Origin of the sequence: Streptomyces triticagri (assembly GCF_003429565.1) — a bacterium.
Classification (GTDB): domain Bacteria; phylum Actinomycetota; class Actinomycetes; order Streptomycetales; family Streptomycetaceae; genus Streptomyces; species Streptomyces triticagri.
On sequence record NZ_QUAK01000050.1, the window covers coordinates 1 to 24226 of the forward strand.

Sequence of the window (24226 nt, forward strand, 5' to 3'; positions counted from 1 at the left end):
CGGCCTGGCAGACACTGTTCCGTGCCGCCGAGCGGCCGCGCTCGGCGGCGGGGGCGCGGGCCCGGCTCGAACGGCTGCTGCTCGTCGCGGAGGGGGCGCTCGCGGAGGGGGCGCAGGGGTCGGGGGCCGGGCGTGCGGCGCGCGCCGCGTGGTTCGTCTCGCTCGCGCATGCGCTGCGCAGTGGCCGTCCGCTGCCCGAAGTGACGCTCGATGCGGGGCAGTTCGCGGAGCTGGACGGCGTACTGCTGGACGGCGGACGCCGTACGGAAGCAGGCCGGCGGCCTCTGGACCCGTGGCGGCCCGGCTCCGCGCTGTGGCCGATCGGGGTGCGGACCGCGCTGGGCTGCGCGCTGGCGGGCTGGGCCTCGATGCTGCTCGGTGTCGGTCATCCGTACTGGGCCGTGGTGACCGCGGCAGCCGTCTTCCAGGCCAATACGACGCTGTCCTGGAACCGGGTGGTGCAGCGTGCCCTCGGCAATCTGCTCGGGGTGCTGCTCTTCTCCGCACTGCAGCCGGTGATCGGTGCGGGACCCCTGGCGATGGTGCTGCTCGTGGTGCTCTTCCAGATCGGGGCGGAGGCGCTGATCACGCGGAACTACTGGCTGGGCACGGTGTGCGTCACGCCGATGGCGCTGATCCTGAGCCTGTTCGGGGCGCACGACTCCGTGGGCGCGCTGGTCGCCGACCGCTGGATCGACACCGTGGTCGGCGTACTGGTCGGGCTGCTCGCCTGCGCACTCGTCACCAACCGGCGCGCGGCGGGCCGCGTCACCACCGCGCTCGCCGCCGTACGCCGGGAGGCCGGGGAGGCGCAGAGGCTGCTCGACGGCGGCTGCGGGGCCCGCGGCCCGCTCGGCCGGTCCCGTGACCGGCTCGGCGTCGCACTGATCGAACTGCGCGAGGCGTACGAGGTGGCCTCCGGCGAGTGGTGGCAACCTCCGCTCCCCGAACGGGAGATCGCCCTCGCCGAGAGCGAAGGGCACCGGCTGCTCGCCGCGCTCGTGGGGCGCCTCGCCGCACCCGCCCCGGCCCGCACCACCACGGGCGCGGAGACCGCTACGGCGACGGGTACGGCCACCGAGCCCACCGGCCGTACCGCGCGGCCGACCGGCACAATGGCCCGGTCGTCGCGGACGTCACGCGGCGGGACGCCCTGAGAGGAGAGGCCCGATGGCCGAGGACACCGTGGCCCGGGTGCTGCGGCAGTGGCAGCAGGTGCGGCCGGATCTCGGCACCGCGCCGATGGCCCTGATCGGGCGGCTCAACCGCTGTTCGGCCCTGCTGCAGCAGGCCGCCGACGCGCCGCTGCGCCGCGAGGGCCTGACCCGGCCCGAGTTCGACATCCTCGGCACGCTGCGCCGCGAGGACCGTGAGCTGACACCGGGCCGGCTCGCCCGCGAGACGTTCGCCTCCGGTGCCGCGGTCACCAAGCGGCTGCGGCAGCTGGAGCTCCGCGGTCTGGTCGCCCGCCGCCCGGACGCCCGCGACCGCCGGGTCGCCCACCTCTCCCTCACCCCCGAGGGCCTCGACCTGATCGACCGCGTCCTGCCCGAACAGCTCGCCTACGAGGAGACCCTCCTCTCCGGCCTGGCCCCGGACCACCGCGAAGACCTCGCCGACTCCCTCGGCGAACTCCTCCTCGTACTGGAGGGCCGCCTGGGCGGCGCGCTGGACTGAGCCGCTCGGCCCGGACCCCACCCGCGCACCCGGAGTACGCAAAGACGGATTCCTGCCAGGACGGCGCTCTCTACATGCATGTGACTGTACAGTTGCGGCATGACCTCGACCTATCCGATCGTGGAAGCCCGCGGCAAGCTCGGCGAACTCGCTCGCAGAGCCGCCCAGCACGAACACATCACGCTCACCGATCGCGGCGTCCCCGCCGCCGTCCTCATCTCCCCCGCCGAACTGGAGGACTTGGAGGACGCGTTGGCGCTCGCCCGGCTGGAACTGAAGCGAGCTCGCGGCGAGAGCGAGACTCCGATTCCCTGGGACCAGGTCCGCCAGACTCTTCTCGATGCAGCGGGACAGAGTGAGGGAGCACCCCGCCGGTGACCTGGAGCGTGACCGTGGAGCCTGATGCGGTCAACGAGATGGCCGGATTCCTCAAGGACGATCCGGCAAGCGTGCGCGAGCTGGTCGCCGTGATCGACAGCCTCGCCCACGGTCCGAGCGTGGCCGGTTCCCAGGCGTGGGGCGTCGAGTACCGAAGACTGCATCGCGGGCGCTGGCGCGTCCTTTATCACGTCGATGACGCGGCCCGGGTCATTCGTGTCGAGCATGTAGGTCGCGCAACTCCCTGACGATCCGAGGTGTGCCGCCCTGCCGCCCCATGGCGTGGCACACCTCACGCGCTCGACCCCGGCTCCACCACATCAAAGCCCGGGCAACCCTCCCGGCCAGGCATCCACACCCGCCCGCCACGAGTCCCCTTCCGATGGAAGGCCGCCCGGCCGGGGTGCGCGGGCCCGAACCCCCACCCGGCCGTAATTCCCGCGCGGTCGCGCGAAACGCGCTCGTAAAGTTGCCGTATGCAGCTGATCCAGTCGACGAAGCTCGCCAACGTCTGTTACGAAATCCGGGGCCCGGTGCTCGAGGAGGCGATGCGGCTCGAAGCGGCAGGTCACCGCATCCTCAAGCTCAACACGGGCAATCCCGCGGCCTTCGGCTTCGAGTGCCCGCCGGAGATCCTCGAGGACATGCTCCGCAATGTGGGCACCGCCCATGGCTACGGGGACGCGAAGGGCCTGCTCGCCGCCCGCCGCGCGGTCGTCATGCACTACCAGACCCTCGGTGTGGAGTCGGACGTCGAGAGCGTCTTCCTGGGCAACGGCGTCTCCGAGCTGATCGTGATGGCCATGCAGGGCCTCCTCGACGACGGCGACGAGGTCCTCGTACCGGCCCCCGACTATCCGCTGTGGACCGCGGCCGTCTCGCTGTCCGGCGGCACCGCCGTGCACTACCGCTGCGACGAGCAGTCCGACTGGATGCCCGACCTCGCCGACGTCGAGCGGAAGATCACCGACCGCACCAAGGCCCTGGTGATCATCAATCCGAACAACCCGACGGGCGCCGTCTACAGCGACGAGATGCTGCGCGGCCTCACCGACATCGCCCGCCGCCACAACCTCCTGGTCTGCTCCGACGAGATCTACGACAAGATCCTCTACGACGGCGCCACCCACACCCCGACCGCCGCCATCGCCCCCGACCTGCTCACCCTCACCTTCAACGGCATGTCGAAGGCGTACCGGGTGGCCGGCTACCGCTCCGGCTGGATGGTCGTCTCGGGCCCGCGCGCACACGCCGAGTCGTACCTCGAGGGCCTGACCGTGCTGGCCAACATGCGCCTGTGCGCGAACATGCCGGCCCAGCACGGTGTCGTCGCCGCCCTCACCGGCCGCCAGTCGATCAACGAACTCGTGCTTCCCGGCGGCCGGTTGATCGAGCAGCGGGACGCCGCGTACGACCTGCTGACCCAGATCCCGGGCGTCACCTGTGTGAAGCCCAAGGGCGCGCTCTATCTCTTCCCGCGGCTCGACCCGAAGGTCTTCAAGATCAAAGACGACCGGCAGATGGTCCTCGACCTGCTCCGGCAGGAGAAGATCATGGTCGTGCAGGGCACCGGCTTCAACTGGCCGGAGCCCGACCACTTCCGCGTCGTCACCCTGCCGACGGCGGACGATCTGCGCGACGCGGTGACCCGGATCGGGACCTTCCTGGACGGGTACGGGCAGTCGTAGCGGCAGGGGCGGCGCCGGGGGTCAGACCTCCAGGCCGTCGATGCGGTACTGCATCACGCGGTAGTTCTGGTCGTCGTACCACTGGCTGACCGCGATGTGGAAGTTGTCGAAGGCGGCGCCGGGGTAGACCCAGCCGCCGTAGGGGTTGGCGACGCGGTTGCCGTCCTCGCTGCCGGGCACGGTCGGCAGGATCAGCGTCTGTTCCGGGGTCCGGAAGAGGTCGGAGGTCGGCAGGTCGAAGATCTGGGCGCGGATGGAGATCTCGTCGGGCTGGTGGTGCAGGTACGTGAAGGCGTACCGGCCGCCCATCGCGCGCAGGCAGATCTCGCCCCAGCGCCTGGCGCCGGTGACGGTGGTCGGCGGATTGCCCCAGGCCCAGTCGCCGTCGTGGCCCCACGGTTCGTACGCGGCGGGGTCGCCGACCTGCTCGTGGCGCACCCGGTGCAGGAGCAGGCCCGAGACGGTGTCGCGGTTGAAGACGGTGGAGAGCACGTAGCACCAGCCGTCGTCGGCCACGGCGTACGTCTTCTGCTGGAACTGGCCGCCGAGCGCGTCACCCGGCCACTGGCACAGGTACTCCCAGGTCTCCCCGTTGTCCGTGGAGCGCCAGAAGTCGGAGTGGTGGGTCTGGTAGATGACGCCGCGCATCAGGTGCATGTACATGGTGTCGCCGATGGTGAAGACGTCCGAGGGGATGGCGGTGGTGCCGCCCTCGTGACCCTCGGGCACCAGACCGACCGCGTGCTCGCCGCCCACGCTGCCGTCGATGACCAGGCCGCCGTCCAGGTCGCTGCCCGACGAGCGCAGTCCGACCGGTGAACGCCAGTCGGGGCCGCCCACCCCGTCGCCGTCGAAGGTGTCGCCGCAGACGTGCAGCAGGGTGCCGTCGGGGCAGCGCACGGGGATGCCGAGGTCGGTCCACGGTGCGGCGAAGCGGCCCGTCTCGGCGGGGCCGGTGAGATTGCGGATCTTCGTGCCGGTGATGGCGCGGGGGGCGGCGGCCGCCGACTGTGCAGGGCCGGTCACGCCGGCCAGTGCCGTGACGCCCAGGGCGGCGCCGGCCGAACTGCGCAGCAGGGAGCGCCTGCTGGGTCCGGCGGGGGTGGTGGGGGTGGTGGGGGTGGTGGGAGTGGTGGGGGTGGTCCTGTTCCTCGACGATCCGTGCACGGTGCCTCCCGGGAACGTACGCGTGAAATCGATTTCTTGGGCCAGCCCGGAAGGTACGGCATCGGCGGGGGCCGAGGGAAGGGGGAAGCGGTGTTCCGGTGGTGCTCCGGTGGCGCTCCGGTGGTGCTCCGGTGGGCGGCGTCCGCCCGATGAAGGCCGGAACTTTAGACTGAATCCAATGTAGGATGGGTTCCTGAGACTTCAGGAGGGCCATCACCATGTACGAACCGATCCGCACCAAGTCGGTCCACGCCATGGCCGGCGCCGCCGACGGGACCGACTTCCCGCACCGCAGCCGCGAGGAGGAGCTGGACATCCAGCTCGCGGGGCACCTCTCCGCGCTGCTCGCGGTCACGGACGAGCTGCGGGCGCGGTCCGCGCCCGAGGCGCGGGGCGAGCTGGATGCGGCGGCCGAGCGGCTCGCCGCCCGGATCGCCGACCTCCGGGGCGGGGCACCGGTCCGCGGCGTGGCCGCGGGCAGCCATGACCCCGCGCTTGCCACGCTGCATCAGCGAGCGCATGCGCTCGCGGGGCGTGCGCTGGTCGTGGCGGCGTCCAGGGCCGACACGACCAGCGCGATTCTTGCGGCACAGCGGATGGATGCGCACGACGCCGCGCTCGTGGCCTCTCGCGAACTGGCGTCTGCGTAAGAGCTTTGTCCTCAATCTCCCCCAGACTTCGTCCGGGGGACCCCCGGACGGGCTTCATATGAAGCCCGTCCGGCGATTGAGGACGCTTTCAGCCCAGGCGCCGCACAAGCGACCTGTACTCGTCCCAGAGCTCCCGCGGCGTGTGGTCGCCGAAGGTGTTGAGGTGTTCGGGGACCAGGGAGGCCTCGTCGCGCCAGACCTCCTTGTCGACCGTGAGGAGGAAGTCCAGCTCGGCGTCGGAGAGTTCGAGGCCGTCCGTGTCCAGGGACTCCTTCGTCGGCAGAACGCCGATGGCGGTGTGGACGCCCTCGGCACGGCCGTCGAGGCGGTCGACGATCCACTTCAGTACGCGGCTGTTCTCACCGAAGCCGGGCCAGACGAACTTGCCCTCGTCGTTCTTGCGGAACCAGTTCACGTAGTAGATCTTCGGCAGCTTGTCGCCGTCGCCGCGGGCGATCGCGTCCTGGCCGACCCTGACCCAGTGGGCCATGTAGTCGCCCATGTTGTAGCCGCAGAACGGCAGCATCGCGAACGGGTCGCGGCGCAGCTCGCCGACCTTGCCCTCGGCCGCGGCGGTCTTCTCGGAGGCCACGTTGGCGCCGAGGAAGACGCCGTGGTTCCAGTCGAAGGACTCGGTGACCAGCGGGACGGCGGAGGCGCGGCGGCCGCCGAAGAGGATCGCCGAGATCGGTACGCCCTTCGGGTCCTCCCACTCCGGCGCGATGATCGGGCACTGCGCGGCGGGGGTGGTGAAGCGCGCGTTGGGGTGGGCGGCGGGGGTGCCGGACTCGGGCGTCCAGTCGTTGCCCTTCCAGTCCGTGAGGTGGGCCGGGGTCTCCTCGGTCATGCCCTCCCACCAGACGTCGCCGTCGTCGGTGAGCGCGACGTTGGTGAAGACCGAGTTGCCCCAGAGGGTCTTCATGGCGTTGGCGTTGGTGTGCTCGCCGGTGCCGGGGGCGACGCCGAAGAAGCCGGCCTCCGGGTTGATGGCGCGCAGCCGGCCGTCCTCGCCGAAGCGCATCCAGGCGATGTCGTCGCCGATGGTCTCGACCGTCCAGCCGGAGATCGTCGGCTCGAGCATCGCGAGGTTGGTCTTGCCGCAGGCGGAGGGGAAGGCGGCGGCCACGTACTTCGACTCCCCCTGGGGCGGGGTGAGTTTGAGGATCAGCATGTGCTCTGCGAGCCAGCCCTCGTCGCGGGCCATGACGGAGGCGATGCGCAGGGCGTAGCACTTCTTGCCGAGCAGGGCATTGCCGCCGTAGCCGGAGCCGTACGACCAGATCTCGCGGTCCTCCGGGAAGTGCGAGATGTACTTGGTGGAACTGCAGGGCCATGGGACGTCCGCCTCGCCGTCCGCGAGCGGTGCACCGACCGAGTGGACGGCCTTCACGAAGAAGCCGTCCGAGCCGAGCTCGTCGAGGACCTGCTGCCCCATACGGGTCATGGTGCGCATCGAGACGGCGACGTACGCGGAGTCGGTGATCTCCACACCGATGGCGGAGAGCGGGGAGCCGACCGGGCCCATGCAGAAGGGCACCACGTACATCGTGCGGCCCTTCATCGAGCCGCGGAAGACGCCCTTCTCGCCCTGGAAGATCTCCCGCATCTCGGCGGGGTCCTTCCAGTGGTTCGTCGGACCCGCGTCCTCCTCCTTCGCGGAGCAGATGAAGGTGCGGTCCTCCACACGGGCGACGTCGGTGGGGTCGGACGCCGCGTAGTACGAGTGCGGGCGCAGAGTCGGGTCGAGCTTCTTGAAGGTGCCCTTGGCCACCAGTTCCTCGGCCAGGCGCTCGTACTCCGCTTCGGAGCCGTCGCACCAGACCACGCGGTCGGGCCGGGTCAGTTCGGCGATCTCGTCGACCCAGGTGATGAGTTCCTGGTGGTCGGTCGGGACAGTGGAGGGAGCCGCGATGTCGCGCGCCACGATCGCTCCTTTTGTGAGGCTTATGAGGGTGTGGAGATGTATGCCCCGTGGGGGCCGCGACCCGGACGCTTCACTTGGTGGACCTTTGCCAGGTTTCCGCGCTCATCCGGTGCCGACCGCACTCATTTGATCCTCTGACGAAGTCGCCCATATGTCCAGAGGGCCTCACACGTGAGCATCACCACGGGATCGCACCGGGAGTTCGGCGCCGCGTGAGCGTGGCCACTCTCCGGTTCCGGCTGCGGCCGTCCGGCCTTCTACCTACGGCGCCGTAGGTAGCATGTGGCCCATGACCTCTTCCGCTCCCGACGCGACGACCGAGAGCGCGGCGGTGATACCCCCCGTCAAACCACATCTGCGCGGCTGGCTGCACGCCGGGATGTTCCCGGCCGTCCTCGTCGCCGGCCTGGCCCTCACCGCGCTCGCCGGCTCCACACGGGGGCGGATCGCCTGCGGGATCTACGTCCTGACGGCCTGTCTGCTCTTCGGCGTGAGCGCCGTCTACCACCGGGGCAACTGGGGACCGCGCGCCACGGCCGTGCTGCGCCGGCTCGATCACGCCAATATCTTCCTGATCATCGCGGGTACGTACACACCGCTGACCCTGCTGCTGCTCCCCGACTCCACGGGGCGCGTACTGCTGTGGGCGGTGTGGATCGCGGCGGCGGCCGGGATCGCGTTCCGCGTCTTCTGGGTCGGTGCGCCGCGCTGGCTCTACACCCCGTGCTACATCGCGATGGGGTGGGCCGCGGTCTTCTTCCTTCCCGACTTCATGCGGGCGGGCGGGATCGCCGTGCTGGTGTGCGTGATCGTGGGCGGACTGCTGTACAGCGCGGGCGGGGTCATCTACGGGATGAAGCGGCCCAATCCGTCCCCGCGCTGGTTCGGGTTCCACGAGGTGTTCCACTCGCTGACGCTTGCGGCGTTCGTGGTGCATTACGTGGGGATCTCGCTGGTGGCGTACCGGCACGGGTGACGCCTTCGGCGTCCGAGGGGTGGTCGCGGTCCGGTCGGGCCCGCGGCCCCCTCTTTTTTTGCCCTCAAACGCCGGGCGGGCTCCACAAGATGCCCTCAAACGCCGGGCGGGCTGACGTTGGCCGGGCGGGCCGAAGTTGGCCTGGCGGCCTGAAGTTGGCCTGGCGGGCCGAAGTTGGCCTGGCGGGCTGAAGTTGCCCTGGCGGGCTGAAGTTGGCCTGGACGGGACCGAGAGGTACCGGCTCGAGTCCGAGGACACCTTCAGGCTTCGATATATTGACAGTCACCATCTTTTGAGAGTCACTCTCATTTCATGGATGCCACGTCGACACAGGCCGATCCCCGCCGCTGGTGGGCCCTCGGGGCCCTCGTCGCCGCGATGCTGGTGCTCGGATTCGATCTGACGATCCTCAATGTCGCCCTGCCGACGCTCGCCGCCGATCTCGGCGCCAGTACGGGGCAGCAGCAGTGGATCGTCGACGCGTACGTCGTCGTCTTCGCCGCGCTGATGCTGCCCGCCGGGCTGCTCGGTGACCGGTTCGGGCGGCGGCGGATGCTGGTGGCCGGGCTCGGGGTGTTCCTCGTCGGCTCGGCGATGGGTGCCCTCGTGCACAGCCCGGGGCCGGTCATCGCCGCCCGCACCGTGATGGGTGTCGGTGCCGCCCTGGTCATGCCGCTCGCCCTGTCCGTACTGCCGTCGCTCTTCCCGGCGCAGGAGCGCACCAAGGCCGTCGCCGCGATGACCGCCGCCATGTCCGCGGGCATCCCGCTCGGGCCGCTGGTCGGCGGGTGGCTGCTCGACCAGTACTGGTGGGGCTCGATCTTCCTGATCAATGTGCCGCTGGTCGGCGTCGCCGTCGTGGTCTGCCTGCTGCTCCTGCCGGAGACCCGCGACCCGTCGGCGCCGCGCGTCGACCTGATCTCCGCCGCCCTCTCCGTGGCCGGTCTCGGTGCGCTCGTACTCGGGATCATCGAGGCGCCGCACCGGGACTGGACCGACCCCCTGGTGCTCGGGCTGCTCGCCGGGTCCGTGGTGCTCGTCGCGCTGCTCGTACGGCGTGAACGGCGGGCCGCGCGACCGCTGTTGGACCTCGCCCTGCTCGCCGACCGGGGCTTTCGCTGGAACACGGTCGCCGCCACGCTCGGCACGTTCATCCTCGCCGGGCTGCTCTTCGTCCTCCCCTCGTATCTGCAGGCGGTACTGGGGCACGACGCCTTCGGCACCGGGGTGCGGCTGCTGCCGCTGATGGCCGGGCTCCTGGTGGCCGCGAAGCTCTCCACCGTGCTCGCGGCGCGGCTCGGGCCGCGGCCCGTCGTCGCCACCGGCCTCGTCGTCCTCTGCTTCGCCGCGCTGCTAGGTGCCCGTACCGGCATCGGCGACGGCTACGGATTCATCGCCGTCTGGCTGTCGCTCGCCGGGCTCGGCTTCGGTCTGGCCATGGTGCCCGCGATGGATTCGGCGCTCGCCGGGATCTCCGCGGACCGCGCGGGCAGCGGATCCGGGCTGCTGCTCACGCTGCGCCAGGTCGGTGCCGCGATCGGGATCGCGCTGCTCGGCTCGCTGCTCGCCGGGGTCTACGCGGACCGGCTCGACACGGACGGGCTGCCCGCGGCGGCCGCGGCCACGGCGGACGACTCGGTGGTGGCCGGGCATCTCGTCGCCGAGCGCCTCGACCTGCCCGCGCTCGCGGATGCGGCGGACCGGGCGTTCCTTGACGGCATGAATCTCACGCTCGTGGTGTGCGGGTGCGCGGCGCTTGTCGCGGCGGCGCTGGTCGCGCTGTTCCTGCCGGACAGCCGTACGGCGGCGGCCGGGCCGGCCGCCGGAGCTGAGCGGACCGTGGCCCCGGACCAGCACGATGGCCGAGAATGGACGGCATGACGGCAGCACGTACGACCCCTGCTCCCGCGGGCGGCGCCGAGCTCGGCGCCCCGCTCGGCCTGCGCGAGCGCAAGAAGCTCAAGACCCGCCTCGCGATCCGGGAGTCCACGTACCGGCTGATCGAGGAGCAGGGGTACGACGCGACGACGATCGAGCAGATCGCGGAGGGGGCGGAGGTGTCGCCGTCGACGGTCTTCCGGTACTTCCCCACCAAGGAGGACATCGTCCTCACCGACGAGTACGACCCGCTCATGGAGCAGCTGCTGCGGGAGCGGCCCGCGGGTGAGCCGATCATCGAGTCGATGCGGCATGTGCTGCGGGACGCGGTGGGGCGGATTCAGAGCGGCGGCGAGGCCGAGCAGCGCGAACTCGTGCTGCGCACGCGGCTGATGGTCGAGTCCGTGCCGGTGCGGGCGCGGTTGATGGAGTCCATGTCCATGACCGGGCGGATCGTCTGCGGGGTCATCGCGGAGCGGACGGGGAGGGGGGCGGACGACTTCGAGGTGCGGGTGCTTGCGATGGGGATGATGGGGGCGTTGCTCGAGTCGATCATGTACTGGGCGGAGCGGGGTTGTGTGGATGACCTCCTCGACCTCGTCGAGCGGGCGCTCGACATTTTCGAGTCCAGGTGACCCTCGGCGTCCGGCCCGACCCGAGGCGGTGCGGCGCGACTCAAGCCCGTCCGGCGATTGAGGACGAGCCCGCCAGGGCGAAATCGAGCCCGTCCGGCGATTGAGGACGAGGCGCGGCAGCGCCGGGGCTGAGCTCTCACCGGAGGGGTGCCCGGCACCGGGGGTTGTGCCCACCCTCCCCCATTGCCTTAAGGGCATGGGCGGTGCCCCCATCGCCCTTGCGGAACAGATGCCCACAACGGTGCGGAGCACGTGTCCACAACGGTCCGCAACGGCCGTGGCGGAGGCACTGTCAGTGGTGGGTGGCAGGATCCGTGGGCATGGATGCAGAGGTGAGTTTGCGGGACGTTCAAGAGGCCGACCTGGAGGTGTTCCTTCGGCAGGAGCATGACCCCGAGGCCTCGCGGAGGGCCAACTTCCCGCCCCGCGAGCGGGAGAGGTTCATGACGCACTGGCGGGAGAACGTACTGGGGGACCCGGACGTCTTCGTACAAGCCATCCTCGCCGAAGGCGAGTTGGCGGGGAACGCCGTCGCGTGGACCGAGAAGGACGGCCGCCGCTTCATCGGGTACTGGCTCGGCCGCCCGTACTGGGGCCGCGGAATAGGAACCCGCGCGCTGACCCTGTTCCTGGAGAGGGAGACGCACAGGCCGCTGTACGCCGACCCGTTCGAGGGGAACACCGGCTCCGTCCGCCTCCTGGAGAAGCTCGGCTTCCACCGCAGCGGCACCGTCCGCCACGGTGAGCACGAGCACGTGATGCTCGTACTCACCGAGTAGACGGGCCGGACGCGACGAGAACTACCTCCGGCGCACATCCCCCGCGGAGCACACACGCCCGTCCCCGTCCGGGTCCAGCCGCAGCGGATCCTCCTGCCCGTTGACCTTCAACGGCCCGTAGCCGTTGTCCTTCAGCCAGGTGCAGCGCTCCTTCGTGGTCGGGGCCACCGTGTCCGGGAAGTTCGTCGGTATGCAGACGTTCGCGCTGCCGTAGTGCCGGTCGCAGCCGGAGATCTGCGGGGCGACCGGGACGGAGTCCTTCTCGGCGGCCGGCTTCTTCGGGGACCCCGCCGGCGCGTCCGCGAAGTCGTGGACGTGGGCCGACGGCGCGGCCTTCGCCAAGGCCGCCGGACCGCCGATCTTCACCCACTCCGCGACCGACGGCACCCCGTTCGCATCCGTGGCGAAGAGCATGTACCAGCCGGGCGGCGCCAAGTTGGGGTTGTTGGTGACATTGAGGTCGATGTTGTTGCCGTCGACGGTGAGCGGCAGGTCCACCGACCGCTGGTTCGGGTCGGACGAGTGGGTGACCGCGGCCGGCCGGATCAGCTGGGCCTTGGCGATCGGCTTGTCCACGGTGATGCGCTGGACGTCGCCGTAGGTCCACTCCTTGTCGATCACCGAAGTGATCTTCGGGCGTTCGCCCTTGAAGAGGTACGGGGGTGAGTAGACCGAGACGTCGTGGTTCCAGGAGCCGTCGCCCGGGTTGTCGCCGTTGGTCATCACCCTGCCGTCCGGGAGCAGGAAGGCGGAGGAGTGGTAGCCGCGCTCCTCCGGGTCCGTGGACACCGGGTCGAAGGTCTCGGTCGCCGGGTCGAAGAGCGAGGACTCGTAGACCGGGTTGGCCCGGTTGTGCAGGGCACCGCCGGTCTCCAGGACCTTGCCGTCCGGAAGGAGCACCGCGGAGCCGTACATCTTGCCCTGCGCGCCGGTCTGGTCGACGGGTCCGTCACCGAGGTCGACCTTGCCCTGTGGCAGCAACGGGCCGTTGCGGTAAGCGGGGTTGGCCTCCTTGAGGTCGATGATGTCGACGAGGCGGTTGGCCTCCGGGTTGGAGTCGACGTTGCCGCCGCCCATCGTGAGGACCTTCTGGTCCTGGGCCGGGGGCAGCAGCACACTCACCGACTGGTCGCGCTCGTCCTTGTTCTGCAGGCCGGGCACATCGGTGACGGTGTTCTCGTCGTAGTCGTAGAAGGAGGCGCCGGTGCCGGGTGTGCCGTTGCCGAAGGTGTGGCTGCCGGAGTAGAAGAGCCGGCCGTCCTGCATCAGGATCATCGCCGGATACAGGCCCCAGTACGACCAGGTCTGGTTGACTTCCGCGGTCGGCAGCCACTTGTCCTGCTCGGCCGACCAGCGCTCGGCGGTGACCGAGCCGGTGGAGTCCTCGCGCAGACCGCCGAACGACAGCACGTCACCGTCGCCCATGATCGTCGCCGACGGGTACCAGTGACCGTCGTTCATGTCATTGGTCTTCGTGTACGTCTCGGTGGCGGGGTCGAAGATGTAGGAGTCCTTGTAGCCCTGGTAGCCGACCGTGCCGTCGTCCGACGGGTAGCCCTCGGTGCCGCTCATCACCAGGACCTTGCCGTCCTTCAGCTGCACATGGCCCGCGCAGAACATGTCCTTCGGCGTGGGGACGTCGGTGTACGAGCCGTCCTCCGGGTCGTAGACGACCGTGCTGAAGGTGCCCGCCTCGAAGTTCTCCGGGTCGTTCCCGGAGCCGGCGATCAGCAGCACCTTCCCGTTGTGCAGGACCACCGAGTGCATGGAGCGGACGGGGTTCTTGACGGGCAGGACCTCCCAGCTGCCGTCCTCGCACTCCTCCGCCGTGCCCGTGCAGTCCGGGTCGACGACCGGCGGCGGCACCTCCTCCATCACATGGTCGTCGGTGGTGACCGAGCCGACGCCGTACACCGAGACGCCCCAGCTGATCTGCTCGGTGCCGGCCGGCACCGGCGGGGTGCGGACCTCGGTGCGGGCGTAAGCCCCGCTCAGTGGAAGGGTCTTGAGGTCGGTCCAGTACTGCCAGCCGCCCTCCGCGTCCCTGCGGAAGAGGGTCAGCGAGACGTCCGGGGTCGTCGACTTGTACCAGAGCGAGAGGTCGTACTGCCGGTCCTCGGTGACCGTCGGCGCGCAGGCCGCGCTCTCGGTGATCATCGCCTTGCGGTCGCCGTCCGTGCGGCGGGTGATGTCGACCTTCATGGCCCTGGTGCCGGAGTGGGCGTCGGCGACGGTCTCGAAGGTGAAGTCGTTGTCGCCCCAGCCGCCCTCGGACCAGCACTCCGGCATGTCACCGGCGCCGGCCTGCTCGAAGCCCGGGTTCTTGATCAGATTGGGCGCCGCGGTGGCGGTGCCCGGTGGCAGGGCGAGCAGCAGGCCCGCGGCCAGTGCGCCGACGGCTGCCAGGGCTGTCGTCCTTCGTCTGCGGGCTGTGCGTCTGCCGGTTCTGCTGCGGGACGTACTGCGGTGCAAAGTGGTGCCGTACATGGGAAGTCCCCCTGGGATGCGGCTCATACGACTGGTACGGCGGTACGGGAGAAGGTCCGGCGATCACCCCTCTCGTCGGCCTTCGTAGATCCGGCGGATCTCCACCCGGTCCTCGCCCTCGCCGAACTCAGCGACCTTTTCCGAGTGTTGGAGCGCCGCCCGCACATTCGGCAGGTCCACCGCGTCACGGCGCACCGTCGGCGAGGCCACCACATAGTCCAGATCGCGCCAGCCGCCCGGCATCGTCTTCGTCACCGCCGGGTCGAGGTCCGCCTTGTAGAACCAGATGGCGCCGAGGCCCGGTTCGTAGCCCGCGTGCACCAGGTCGAGCCAGAGCGCGTCGTCGACGAGGACCCGGGTGCGTCCGGGGTCCTGCACCTCCGTGGCCATCCAGGCGGCGGCCGCACGGTAGGGGCCGTTGGCGTCCACGGTCGTCGCGATCCGGTTGCCCTCGTACCAGCGCGGCCCCACGTACAGCACGGCGCCCGCCGCGAGCGCGAGCGCGACCGTCCAGCGCACCCCCGTGTACAGGGCCGGCTCCCCCGGCTCCCGGAATCTGCGCAGCACCGCATGCGCCACGCTAGCGACCGCGCCCGCAAGCACCAGGGCCAGGAACGGCAGCGCCTGGATCACATACATCGCGGGCAGATAGCCCGACGGCCGCATCGCGACCAGCGCGAGGATCGCCACCGCGAGCGCGGGCCCGGCGAGCGCCCGCGCGGTCACCGACCAGCGCAGTACGAGCAGCAGCAGGAGCGCCGCGGCGAGACCGCCGAGCGGCAGCACCCGGTCGTAGTACAGCCAGGACTGCCACACACCGTGCGAGCCGGAGCCCGCGTCGAGGATGAATCCGCTGCCGGGCCTGCTCATCTGGTACGTGATGCCGTCCCACAGCGAGACATGGCCCGCGCCCGGCAGCAACTCGCCCTTGAGCAGGGCGTACAGCGGATAGCCGAGGCCGATCAGGGCGCAGGCGGTGACCGCGCCGGTGACCGCGAACTTCCGGGTGTCGCGGTGGCTGTAGCGCCACATCGTCACCAGGAGCGCGGGCAGCACCACCAGCATCGTCTCCTTGGTGAGTACGGCGGTGGCGGCGGCGATCCCGGCGGCGAAGTGGTGCCAGAGGTGGCGGTTGGGCGATGCGGCCAGGCAGAACGCCAGGAGCATCCACAGCACCGCGAGGTTGTCCAGGAAGATCTCCCGCTGCAGCACCACCGCGAGCGGGGACAGCCCGAAGAGCACCATCGCCAGACCGGCCGCCCAGCGCGGCAGCCACAGGCGCCGGGCCAGGACGTAGAGCAGCACCGCACTCACGGCGCTGACCAGGAGCATCGCCAGGCGCATCGTGCCGACGTCCATCGAGTCGGGTGCGATCGCCGCCGGGATCCAGGTCAGCAGCGCGATCTGGATCCAGCCGAGCGGCGGGTGGTCGTACCAGTACGTGTAGTGGGCCAGGCCGTCGCCCTGCTGCACCGCCCAGGCCTGGGCGAGATAGGTGCCCTCGTCGTCGCTGAGCGCCGGATAGCCGGCGATGTTCCAGCCCTGGACCACGAGGATCGCGGCGAGCAGTACCGCGCAGAGAATCAGGTCGGGCGGCGAGCCGCGGAAGCGCACGACAGGGCGAACTGTCAGGTGGCGCTTGCCACTTGACGGTGTTCGGTCGGGCGCCGGGGCAGCTTCGTCCGGCGCGGTGGCGTCCGGCGCCGCCGCGGGAAGAGTGGAGGTCACGTCCTGGCTTCCTCTCGGGAGTCATGCGTGAGATGTGCGCCGACATGGCTGGTCAGCTCCCACTCGCCGCGGCCGCGCAGCTCCCGCCAGACCGCGCGGATCGCCGCGCCGGCCAGGAGCAGCTGGTAGAACGGTCCGCCGACGACGAGCTTCAGATAGTGCGTGAGCCTGACCCTGAGTCCGTACTGCCGCCCGAAGTCGTGCAGCCCCACCACCTCGAAGACGAAGGTGACGGCGGCGGTGATCAGCGGCAGGAAGGTGATGAACGCGATACCCACGGGCACGTCGAGGAGCAGCGCGATCGCGACATTGAGCGGGATGACCACGCCGGTGAAGGCCTGCAGGAACGGGGTCATCAGGGTGTAGCGGGCCAGCAACCGCTGGGCGGTGGTGGGCAGTTGGTGCCAGTCCTGTTTGCGGTAGACCTGCAGGAAGCCCTGGTTCCAGCGGGTGCGCTGCCGCAGCAGCGACAGCAGGGTGCCCGGGGTCTCCTCGCGGGTCACCATGTCGCTGTCGTAGGCGACGACGACGCGTTTGCCCGTACTGGACAGTCGTACGCCGAGATCGCAGTCCTCGGCGAGGCAGTTCTGGTCCCAGCCGTCGGCCTCCCGCAGCACCCCGGTGCGGACGAAGACCGTGTTGCCGCCGAGCGGGATGAAGCCCTTCTGGGCGTGCAGATGCAGGCGGGAGCGGAACCAGAAGAAATACTCCAGGCAGTTGCGCAGGCTGTACCAGCTGGAGTGGAAGTTGATCAGCTGGACGCCGCCCTGCACGACGTCCGCGCCGGTGGAGCGGAAGGCGTGGTCGACATGGGTGAGCAGCTCCGGGTGGACCTGGTCCTCGGCGTCGAAGACGCCCACCACATCGCCGCGGCAGTGCGGCAGCGCGGTGTTCAGAGCCTTCGGTTTGTTCTTGACCTCGTGGGTGTCGGTGATCACGCGGACCCGCGGGTCACGCGCGGCCGCCCGCGCCGCGACCCCGGCCGTCCCCGGATCGTCGTGCCCGACGATCACCAGGATCTCGAAATCGGCGTGGCTGGACTCGAGGAGCCGGGTGATCGTGTGGTCGAGCACCAGCTGCTCGTGCCGGGCGGGCACAAGCAGCGAGAACGTCAACTCCGTCCCGCCGCGCGGCGGTTGGAAACGCGTCGCCGCCAGGGTCTCCGGCGTGCGCCAGGCGTGCATCTGCCACCACAGCGTGAAGGCAGCCATCCAGAACAACGTCAGCGAAACCGCGGCTATCACGACAGACGTGAGCAAAAGTCCCCCCAGACCCCCTGGTGCGCGACCGGAGCGGCCACGACCCCCTCACCATCGTGGTGAGGATATGGGGGGAACGTGAAACTCAGGCTGTCTTCAGATAAATCCCACGTTTCATCGCCGACCCCCTGATGTACGACACGCGTCCCCCGTCTACGGTTGTGCCGCCCCCGGGTCGACTCCGGTACGCCGCCTGGCGGGGAAATGGTTGGACGGCGCGCGGCGCGGCCCGGTAGCTTGTCGGCGATCGTGACACCGCCCGAGGAGGTGAGACCCATGTACGCAGGACCGATATGGGTGCTCCCCCTTCCCGTCACGGCCGGGCGACCGAGGTAGGTGTCGCCGGGAGCGCCTCGAAGACCAGGCCTCCCGAAGGACACCACCCATGCACACTCAGCAAGCCCAGTCCCCGCAGGGATCCCCGCGCTCCTCGGGCTCCCCGCGCCCCCTGCACCCCCCGCGCTCCTCCTGCGAGTACGACGTCATCATCGCCGGATGCGGCCCGACCGGCGCGATGCTCGCCGCCGAACTGCGGCTGCACGGCACCCGCGTCCTCGTACTGGAGAAGGACACCGAGCCCGCCTCGTACGGCCGCATCGTCGGTCTGCACACGCGCAGCATCGAGCTGATGGCCATGCGCGGACTGCTCGACCGCATGCTCGAGCACGGACGCCGGCGGCCGGCCGGAGGACTCTTCGCCGCCATCCCGGGACCCCCGCCCAAGGACCTGGACTCCGCACACGCCTATCTCCTCGGCATCCCGCAGCCGGCCCTCGTCGCACTCCTCGAGCAGCATGCGACCGACCTCGGTGCCCAGGTCCGGCACGGGTGTGCGGTCGCCCGGTTCGCGCAGGACGACGAGGGCGTGACCGTCGAACCAGCCGGCGGCGAGCAGCTCCGGACCCGCTACCTCGTCGGCTGCGACGGCGCACGCAGCACGGTGCGCAAACTGCTCGGCGTCGCCTTCCCCGGCGAGCCCGCACGGAACGACACCCTGATGGGCGAGATGCGGCTGACCGCACCGCGCGAGGAGATCGCCGCCAAGACCGCCGAGATCCGCCGGACCCAGCAACGATTCTGGCTCCGCCCCCTCGACGAGACCACATACAGCGTCGTCGTCCCCGCCGCGGAAGTCGGCGACCGTAGCCAACCCCCGCCCACCATCGAGGACTTCCGCACCCGGCTCCGCGCCCTCGCCGGAACCGACTTCGGCGCCCACTCCCCGCGCCGGCTGACCCGCTTCGGCGACGCCACCCGGCTCGCCGACCACTATCGGGTCGGGCGGGTGCTGCTCGCGGGCGACGCCGCACACATCCACCCGCCCAACGGCGGACAGGGCGCCAATCTCGGCATCCAGGACGCCGTCAACCTCGGCTGGAAACTCGCCGCCCAGATCGACGGCCGGGCGCCGGACACGCTCCTCGACACCTACCACGCCGAACGGCACCCGGTCGCCGCGGACGTACTGGACAACACCCGCGCCCAGATGGCCCTGCACTCCCCCGAACCCGGCGCACAGGCCCTGCGGAGGCTGCTCACCGAACTCATGGACTTCGACGAGGTGAACCGCCGCCTCACCGAGAAGATCACCGCGACCGGCATCCGCTACGACCTGGGCCCCGGCGACGGCCCCGACCTGCTCGGACGCCGCCTGCCCGACATCCGGCTGCGCCAGGGCCGCCTCTACGACCTGCTGCACCACGGCCGCGGACTGCTCCTCGACCGCACCGGACGGCTGACCGCCGACGCCTTCACCGACCGGGTCGACCAACTCACGGACCCGACCGCCGAGTTGGACGCCCCGTGCGTCCTGCTGCGCCCCGACGGCCACATCGCCTGGATCGGCGACGACCAGGCCGACCTGGACGACCACCTCGCCCGCTGGTTCGGCAAGCCCGCCGGCTGACCCCGGAGGCCGGACAGGACCTAGGGGGAGACGCCCCCTACGCGTGCCCCAGCTTCGCCGCCAGCTCGCCCGGATCGGTCGTCGGCGCGTCACAGGTGAAGTTGCGGCACACGTAGGCCGCGGCGCGCCCGGCCACCAGGGGGCGGTCGGCGAGCAGCGGCAGTTCGTCGCTGCCGGCCCGGCCGAAGGCGAGCACGGCACCGGGTGCGGTGGACAGGAGCGCCGTACGGCGCAGCTCGCGGGCGGCGGGGTCGGCCTCGGCGCCGCCGTCCGAACCCCCGGCCACCGCACCGCCGTTGGGGTCGCCGCCGCCGTCCTCGGGCCCGCCGGCCCGGCCCACCACGGCGATCTCGCGCGGCCCGTCGAGCAGCGCCTCCGCCACCGAGAGCCCGTGCCCGACGAATCGCGGCGCCCGCGGGCCGAGCGCCCGCACCACACCGAGGGCGCCCTCGGCCGCCGTACGGTGCGGCTCCGATCCGGTGTGCGCGGCGTACGACAGGAGCGCGCCGGCCGCCGCGGACCAGCCAGACGGGGTGGCGTTGTCGGTGGGGTCCTGCGGGCGGCGGATCAGCTGCTCGGCGTCGTGCGCCGTGTCGTAGAGCGTGCCGCCCTCACCGGTGAACTGATCGAGCACGATGTCGAGCAGGAAGCCGGCGAACTCCAGCCACACACCCTCGCCGGTGATCCCGGCCAGCGTCAGAAAGCCCTCGGCGACATCCGCATAGTCCTCCAGAACACCGGAGTTGGCGCCCGCCTCGCCGTCCCTGCTGGTCCGGCTCAGACGTGCGTGATCGTCCAGATGCACCCGTACGAGCAGGTCCGCGGCCTGCACCGCGGCCGCGACGTAGGACGGCTCCTCGAAGAACGCACCGACCTCGGCGAGCGCCGCGATCGCCAGGCCGTTCCAGGCGGCCACCACCTTGTCGTCCCGGCCGGGCGCGGGGCGCTCCTCGCGCGCGGCGAGCAGCAGCCGCCGGATGCCGGCGATCCGCTCGGCGTCGAACACCCGGTCCGTCTGCGGGAGTTGCAGGACCGACGAGCCCTCCTCGAAGGTGCCCTCCTCGGTCACGCCGAAGTACGCGGCGGCCAGTTCCGCATCCTCGTCACCGAGGACGTCCCTCAACTGCCGCGGCGTCCACACGTAGTACGCGCCCTCGACATGCCGCCCGCTGCCGTCGTCGCTGTCCGCATCCAGGGCCGAGGCGAACGCGCCCTCGGGCGTGCGCAGTTCCCGCAGCATGAAGTCCGCGGTCCCGAGCGCGATCCCCTTCGCCAGCTCACTGCCGGTGGCCCGCCACAGGTGCGCGTAGGCGCGGCAGAGCAGCGCATTGTCATAGAGCATTTTCTCGAAATGGGGCACCGTCCACTCGCGGTCCACCGAGTAGCGTGCGAAGCCGCCGGCGAGCTGGTCGTAGATGCCGCCCCTGGCCATCCGCTCGCAGGTGTCGACCGCCATCTGCAGCGCGCCCTCGGCGCCGGTACGGGCGTGATGGCGCAGCAGGAACTCGATCACCATCGCCGGCGGGAACTTGGGCGCCCCACCGAAGCCGCCGTGCCCCGCGTCGTAGTCCCGGGTGAGGCCGAGCAGAGCCTGGGCGAGCTCCTCCTCGCCGGGCAGACCGCCGCCGCCGTGCGCGAGTTCACGCCCCGCCAGATCCCGGACGATCTTCCCGGCGACCTCGGCGACCTCTTCCCTGCGGTCGGCCCATGCGCTCTGCACTCCCTGCAGCACCTGCCGGAAGGAGGGCATGCCGTGGCGCGGCTCGGGCGGGAAGTACGTACCGAAGTAGAAGGGCTCGCCGTCCGGGGTCAGGAACACGGTCATCGGCCAGCCACCCTGCCCCGTCGCGGCCTGCACCGCCTCCATGTAGACGGCGTCCACATCGGGCCGCTCCTCGCGGTCCACCTTCACACTCACGAAGTGCTCGTTCAGATACGCGGCGGTCGCCTCGTCCTCGAAGGACTCGTGCGCCATGACGTGACACCAGTGACAGGCGGAGTACCCGACACTCAGCAGGACGGGCGCATCGCGCCGTCGCGCTTCCTCGAAGGCGTCCGGCGACCAGGGCCACCAGTCGACCGGATTGTCAGCGTGCTGAAGGAGATAAGGCGAGGTCACACCAGCCAGCCGGTTCATACGGCCCAGCCTCTCACAGGGCCCGGCCCCGATCCCGTCGGTGCAGTGTGTGGCTGCGGGGAAGGGCCGGGCCCGTGGGGTGGGGTCAGTGGGGCTCGGTCATGCCTGCGGTGAGGGTGGTGCCGTCGTCCGGGTCGATCAGGAGGAAGGATCCGGTGCGGCGGGAGTCCGCGTAGGCGTCCAGGGACAGCGGTTCCGCGGTCCGCAGGACGACCCGGCCGATGTCGTTGGCCGCGAGTTCGCCGGGATCGGGCTGCTGGGAGAGGTCGGTGAGCGAGAGGCGGGAGGGGATCTCCTTCACCATGGCCTTGACCGTACGGGTGGTGTGTTTGAGGAGGACTCGGGTGCCGGGGGCGAGCGGGCGGTCGTGGAGGTGGCAGACGGTGGCGGTGAGATCCCGGCCCGGTACGGCGCTGGTGCCGCGGGCGGCGATGAGGTCGCCGCGTGAGACGTCCAGGTCGTCGGTGAGGCGGACGGTCACGGACTGGGGTGCCCATGCGGCGTCGACCTGCTCGCCGAGGAGGTCGATGCCCTCGACGGTCGACGTGGTGCCCGAGGGCAGTACGGTCACCTGCTCGCCGGTCCGCAGGACGCCGGCGGCGATCTGCCCGGCGTAGCCGCGGTAGTCGCGGTGCTCCGGGGTGTGCGGGCGGATGACGTACTGGACGGGGAACCGGGACGGCTCGCGGGTCGGATCATGGGTGACCCGGACGGTCTCCAGATGCTCGAGGACGGTCGGTCCCGCGTACCAGGGCATGTGGGGTGACGGGGTGACCACATTGTCCCCGGCGAGTGCGGAGACCGGGATCGCGGTGACCTCGGCCACGCCGAACGACGCCGCATGCGCGGAGAACTCCTCGGCGACGGCCGCGAAGACCGGCTCCGCGTAGTCGACCAGGTCCATCTTGTTGACGGCGAGGACGACGTGCGGGACCCGGAGCAGGGCGGCCACGGCCAGGTGGCGGCGGGTCTGTTCGACCACGCCGTTGCGGGCGTCGACCAGCACCAGGGCGAGTTCGGCGGTGGAGGCTCCGGTGACCATGTTGCGGGTGTACTGCACATGGCCGGGGGTGTCGGCGAGGATGAACCGGCGGCGGAGGGTGGCGAAGTAGCGGTAGGCCACGTCGATGGTGATGCCCTGCTCCCGCTCGGCCCGGAGCCCGTCGGTGAGCAGCGAGAGGTCGGGGGTGTCCCGTCCGCGGTCCTGGGATGCCTGGGTGACCGCCTCGAGCTGGTCGGCCAGTACGGACTTGGAGTCGTGCAGGAGCCGGCCGACCAGGGTGGACTTGCCGTCGTCGACGGAGCCGGCGGTGGCGAAGCGCAGCAGGGAGGGCGTCGACCGGCCGGTGGCCGGGGCGTCAATGAGTTCGGTCATCAGAAATAGCCTTCGCGCTTGCGGTCTTCCATGGCGGCTTCGGACAGCTTGTCGTCGGCACGGGTGGCGCCACGTTCGGTGAGCCGGGACGCGGCGATCTCCGCGATCACCTTGGCGACGGTGTCCGCTTCGGATTCGACGGCGCCGGTGCAGGACATGTCGCCGACGGTGCGGTAGCGCACCCGGCGGGAGACGAGCTGCTCGCCGTCGCCGGGGCCGCCCCACGGGCCGGGGGCGAGCCACATGCCGTTGCGGGAGAAGACCTTGCGGGTGTGGGCGTAGTAGATCGCGGGCAGTTCGATGCCCTCACGGGCGATGTACTGCCACACGTCCAGCTCGGTCCAGTTGGACAGCGGGAAGACGCGGACGTGTTCGCCGGGCGCGTGCCGGCCGTTGTAGAGCTGCCACAGCTCCGGGCGCTGCCGGCGCGGGTCCCAGCCGCCGAATTCGTCCCGCAGCGAGAACACCCGTTCCTTCGCCCGGGCCTTCTCCTCGTCCCTGCGGCCGCCGCCGAGTACGGCGTCGAACCGGTGGGTGCCGATGGCGGCGAGCAGCGGCACGGTCTGCAGGGGGTTGCGGGTGCCGTCCGGGCGTTCGCGCAGCCGGCCGCGGTCGATGAAGTCCTGCACCGATGCCACGTGCAGCCGCAGTCCGTGCCCGGCGACGGTGCGGTCCCGGTATTCGAGTACCTCGGGGAAGTTGTGCCCGGTGTCCACGTGCAGCAGCGACAGCGGGACCGCACCCGGGCGGAACGCCTTCATCGCCAGATGCAGCATCACGATCGAGTCCTTGCCGCCGGAGAAGAGGATCACCGGCCGCTCGAACTCCCCTGCCACCTCGCGGAATACGTGCACCGCCTCCGATTCCAGCGCGTCCAGGTGCGACAGCGCGTACGGGCTGTCCGCCTCGATGCCGCCGGCCGGCGTCAGTAGCCGCGTCGCCATGCGAGCCCTCCTTCCTGGACTGCACCGCCGGTCCGGCGACGCCTCCAACTGGTGTGTTCCTCGGCCTCGTTCACAGGTAGCCCTTCTCGCTCAGCAGCGCCTGCAGCGCGGCGGCGGACTCGTCGACGGACTGTTCGTGTGCGGCGATCCGCAGATCGGGATCGGTGGGTGGTTCGTACGGGTCGTCCACCCCGGTGAGGCCGGTGAGTTCACCGGCGGCCTGCTTGGCGTAGAGGCCCTTCACGTCCCGTCGGGCGCACACCTGCACGGGGGTGGCCACATGGATCTCCAGGTATCCGGTGCCTGTGGCGCGGTGGCGGTCGCGGACGGCCTCGCGGCTGTCCGCGTACGGCGCGATCACCGGGACCAGTGCGGTCACACCGTGCGAGGCCAGCTTCTCGGCGACGAAGCCGATCCGCTGGACGTTGGTGTCGCGGTCGGCACGGGTGAAGCCGAGTCCGGCAGAGAGGAACCGGCGGATCTCGTCGCCGTCCAGGATCTCCACCGGCCGGCCCGCACCCTGCAGGCGTTCCGCGAGGGCCCGGGCGAGTGTCATCTTCCCCGCACTCGGCAGGCCGGTCAGCCAGACCGTGGCCCCCGGGGCCCGGGGCAGGTGTGCCCCGGGCCGGGCGGCATGC

Annotated in this window: 20 protein-coding genes; 11 read left to right on the forward strand and 9 right to left on the reverse strand. The window is 70.8% G+C overall.

The window, feature by feature from the left end; genetic code table 11:
• The 5 genes from DY218_RS09335 to DY218_RS09355 all read left to right on the forward strand — a co-directional run.
• Positions 1-1157 (forward strand): FUSC family protein (locus DY218_RS09335; protein ID WP_147336130.1); only part of this gene is annotated, 1157 nt, incomplete at its 5' end.
• 13 nt (positions 1158-1170) lie between these two features.
• The gene (locus tag DY218_RS09340) at positions 1171-1677 is read left to right on the forward strand and encodes a MarR family winged helix-turn-helix transcriptional regulator (protein WP_128555460.1); all 507 of its coding nucleotides are present in this window, start codon (positions 1171-1173) and stop codon (positions 1675-1677) included.
• 99 nt (positions 1678-1776) lie between these two features.
• The gene (locus DY218_RS09345; protein ID WP_128555461.1) at positions 1777-2055 is read left to right on the forward strand and encodes a type II toxin-antitoxin system prevent-host-death family antitoxin; all 279 of its coding nucleotides are present in this window, start codon (positions 1777-1779) and stop codon (positions 2053-2055) included.
• Positions 2052-2303 carry a type II toxin-antitoxin system RelE family toxin gene (locus DY218_RS09350; protein WP_128555462.1) on the forward strand — a complete coding sequence of 84 codons (252 nt, stop codon included), beginning with the start codon at positions 2052-2054 and terminating at the stop codon, positions 2301-2303. Before DY218_RS09345 ends, DY218_RS09350 begins: the two co-directional genes overlap by 4 nt.
• Positions 2304-2531: 228 nt before the next feature.
• Complete coding sequence (locus tag DY218_RS09355; RefSeq protein ID WP_128555463.1) at positions 2532-3743, forward strand: pyridoxal phosphate-dependent aminotransferase; 1212 nt, start codon at positions 2532-2534, stop codon at positions 3741-3743.
• A 21-nt stretch (positions 3744-3764) separates the two neighbouring features.
• On the opposite strand, the gene DY218_RS09360 is transcribed toward DY218_RS09355, so the two are convergent.
• Complete coding sequence (locus tag DY218_RS09360; protein ID WP_407703590.1) at positions 3765-4793, reverse strand: DUF4185 domain-containing protein; 1029 nt, start codon at positions 4791-4793, stop codon at positions 3765-3767.
• A 335-nt stretch (positions 4794-5128) separates the two neighbouring features.
• On the opposite strand from DY218_RS09360, the gene DY218_RS09370 reads away from it, so the two are divergent.
• On the forward strand, positions 5129-5560 hold the full coding sequence (locus DY218_RS09370; RefSeq protein WP_128555465.1) for an SCO4983 family protein: 432 nt from the start codon (positions 5129-5131) through the stop codon (positions 5558-5560).
• Between the two features lie 88 nt (positions 5561-5648).
• Here DY218_RS09370 and DY218_RS09375 read toward each other — a convergent pair whose 3' ends face one another.
• Positions 5649-7484, reverse strand: coding sequence for a phosphoenolpyruvate carboxykinase (GTP) (locus DY218_RS09375; protein ID WP_128555466.1), 1836 nt, complete (start codon positions 7482-7484; stop codon positions 5649-5651).
• 280 nt (positions 7485-7764) lie between these two features.
• Between DY218_RS09375 and trhA the strand changes: the two genes are divergently transcribed.
• The 4 genes from trhA (at position 7765) to DY218_RS09395 (ending at position 11752) form a co-directional block, all read left to right on the forward strand.
• Entirely contained in the window at positions 7765-8460 is a 696-nt protein-coding gene (gene trhA / locus DY218_RS09380; RefSeq protein WP_407703589.1) for a PAQR family membrane homeostasis protein TrhA, read from the forward strand.
• Positions 8461-8772: 312 nt separating this feature from the next.
• Positions 8773-10341: an MFS transporter gene (locus DY218_RS09385; protein ID WP_128555468.1), complete on the forward strand. Its 1569-nt coding sequence runs from the start codon at positions 8773-8775 to the stop codon at positions 10339-10341.
• Entirely contained in the window at positions 10338-10973 is a 636-nt protein-coding gene (locus DY218_RS09390) for a TetR/AcrR family transcriptional regulator (RefSeq protein ID WP_128555469.1), read from the forward strand. The genes DY218_RS09385 and DY218_RS09390 overlap by 4 nt, the downstream gene beginning before the upstream one ends.
• A 320-nt stretch (positions 10974-11293) precedes the next feature.
• The gene (locus DY218_RS09395; protein ID WP_199566677.1) at positions 11294-11752 is read left to right on the forward strand and encodes a GNAT family N-acetyltransferase; all 459 of its coding nucleotides are present in this window, start codon (positions 11294-11296) and stop codon (positions 11750-11752) included.
• 21 nt (positions 11753-11773) lie between these two features.
• Here the strand turns inward: DY218_RS09395 and DY218_RS09400 are convergent, their stop codons facing one another.
• The 3 genes from DY218_RS09400 to DY218_RS09410 all read right to left on the reverse strand — a co-directional run bounded on the left by DY218_RS09400 (position 11774) and on the right by DY218_RS09410 (position 17226).
• Complete coding sequence (locus DY218_RS09400) at positions 11774-14239, reverse strand: galactose oxidase-like domain-containing protein (protein ID WP_199566678.1); 2466 nt, start codon at positions 14237-14239, stop codon at positions 11774-11776.
• A gap of 63 nt (positions 14240-14302) precedes the next feature.
• The gene (locus DY218_RS09405) at positions 14303-15967 is read right to left on the reverse strand and encodes an ArnT family glycosyltransferase (protein ID WP_128555471.1); all 1665 of its coding nucleotides are present in this window, start codon (positions 15965-15967) and stop codon (positions 14303-14305) included.
• Positions 15964-17226, reverse strand: a complete 1263-nt coding sequence (locus DY218_RS09410; protein WP_128555472.1) for a glycosyltransferase — start codon at positions 17224-17226, stop codon at positions 15964-15966. Before DY218_RS09410 ends, DY218_RS09405 begins: the two co-directional genes overlap by 4 nt.
• Positions 17227-17611: 385 nt before the next feature.
• Here DY218_RS09410 and DY218_RS09415 point away from each other — a divergent pair, with 385 nt between their 5' ends.
• Positions 17612-19132, forward strand: a complete 1521-nt coding sequence (locus DY218_RS09415; RefSeq protein ID WP_128555473.1) for an FAD-dependent monooxygenase — start codon at positions 17612-17614, stop codon at positions 19130-19132.
• A 37-nt stretch (positions 19133-19169) separates the two neighbouring features.
• On the opposite strand, the gene DY218_RS09420 is transcribed toward DY218_RS09415, so the two are convergent.
• From DY218_RS09420 to cysC, 4 genes are all read right to left on the reverse strand, one after another.
• Complete coding sequence (locus DY218_RS09420; protein ID WP_128555474.1) at positions 19170-21269, reverse strand: thioredoxin domain-containing protein; 2100 nt, start codon at positions 21267-21269, stop codon at positions 19170-19172.
• Positions 21270-21354: 85 nt separating this feature from the next.
• Entirely contained in the window at positions 21355-22644 is a 1290-nt protein-coding gene (locus tag DY218_RS09425) for a sulfate adenylyltransferase subunit 1 (protein ID WP_128555475.1), read from the reverse strand.
• Positions 22644-23588 (reverse strand): sulfate adenylyltransferase subunit CysD, encoded by a 945-nt coding sequence (cysD, locus tag DY218_RS09430; RefSeq protein ID WP_128555476.1) that lies wholly within the window; start codon positions 23586-23588, stop codon positions 22644-22646. The genes DY218_RS09425 and cysD overlap by 1 nt, the downstream gene beginning before the upstream one ends.
• A 70-nt stretch (positions 23589-23658) precedes the next feature.
• On the reverse strand, positions 23659-24201 hold the full coding sequence (gene cysC / locus DY218_RS09435; RefSeq protein WP_128555478.1) for an adenylyl-sulfate kinase: 543 nt from the start codon (positions 24199-24201) through the stop codon (positions 23659-23661).
• Positions 24202-24226 lie beyond the last annotated feature (25 nt).

Bases quoted from the DNA above. Each gene is read 5' to 3' on its own strand.
- DY218_RS09340 (WP_128555460.1), top strand. From the start codon at position 1,171: ATGGCCGAGGACACCGTGGCCCGGGTGCTGCGGCAGTGGCAGCAGGTG.
- DY218_RS09345 (WP_128555461.1), top strand. From the start codon at position 1,777: ATGACCTCGACCTATCCGATCGTGGAAGCCCGCGGCAAGCTCGGCGAA.
- DY218_RS09355 (WP_128555463.1), top strand. From the start codon at position 2,532: ATGCAGCTGATCCAGTCGACGAAGCTCGCCAACGTCTGTTACGAAATC.
- DY218_RS09370 (WP_128555465.1), top strand. From the start codon at position 5,129: ATGTACGAACCGATCCGCACCAAGTCGGTCCACGCCATGGCCGGCGCC.
- trhA (WP_407703589.1), top strand. From the start codon at position 7,765: ATGTGGCCCATGACCTCTTCCGCTCCCGACGCGACGACCGAGAGCGCG.
- DY218_RS09385 (WP_128555468.1), top strand. From the start codon at position 8,773: ATGGATGCCACGTCGACACAGGCCGATCCCCGCCGCTGGTGGGCCCTC.
- DY218_RS09390 (WP_128555469.1), top strand. From the start codon at position 10,338: ATGACGGCAGCACGTACGACCCCTGCTCCCGCGGGCGGCGCCGAGCTC.
- DY218_RS09395 (WP_199566677.1), top strand. From the start codon at position 11,294: ATGGATGCAGAGGTGAGTTTGCGGGACGTTCAAGAGGCCGACCTGGAG.
- DY218_RS09400 (WP_199566678.1), bottom strand. From the start codon at position 14,239: ATGTACGGCACCACTTTGCACCGCAGTACGTCCCGCAGCAGAACCGGC.
- DY218_RS09415 (WP_128555473.1), top strand. From the start codon at position 17,612: ATGCACACTCAGCAAGCCCAGTCCCCGCAGGGATCCCCGCGCTCCTCG.
- DY218_RS09420 (WP_128555474.1), bottom strand. From the start codon at position 21,269: ATGAACCGGCTGGCTGGTGTGACCTCGCCTTATCTCCTTCAGCACGCT.
- DY218_RS09425 (WP_128555475.1), bottom strand. From the start codon at position 22,644: ATGACCGAACTCATTGACGCCCCGGCCACCGGCCGGTCGACGCCCTCC.
- cysD (WP_128555476.1), bottom strand. From the start codon at position 23,588: ATGGCGACGCGGCTACTGACGCCGGCCGGCGGCATCGAGGCGGACAGC.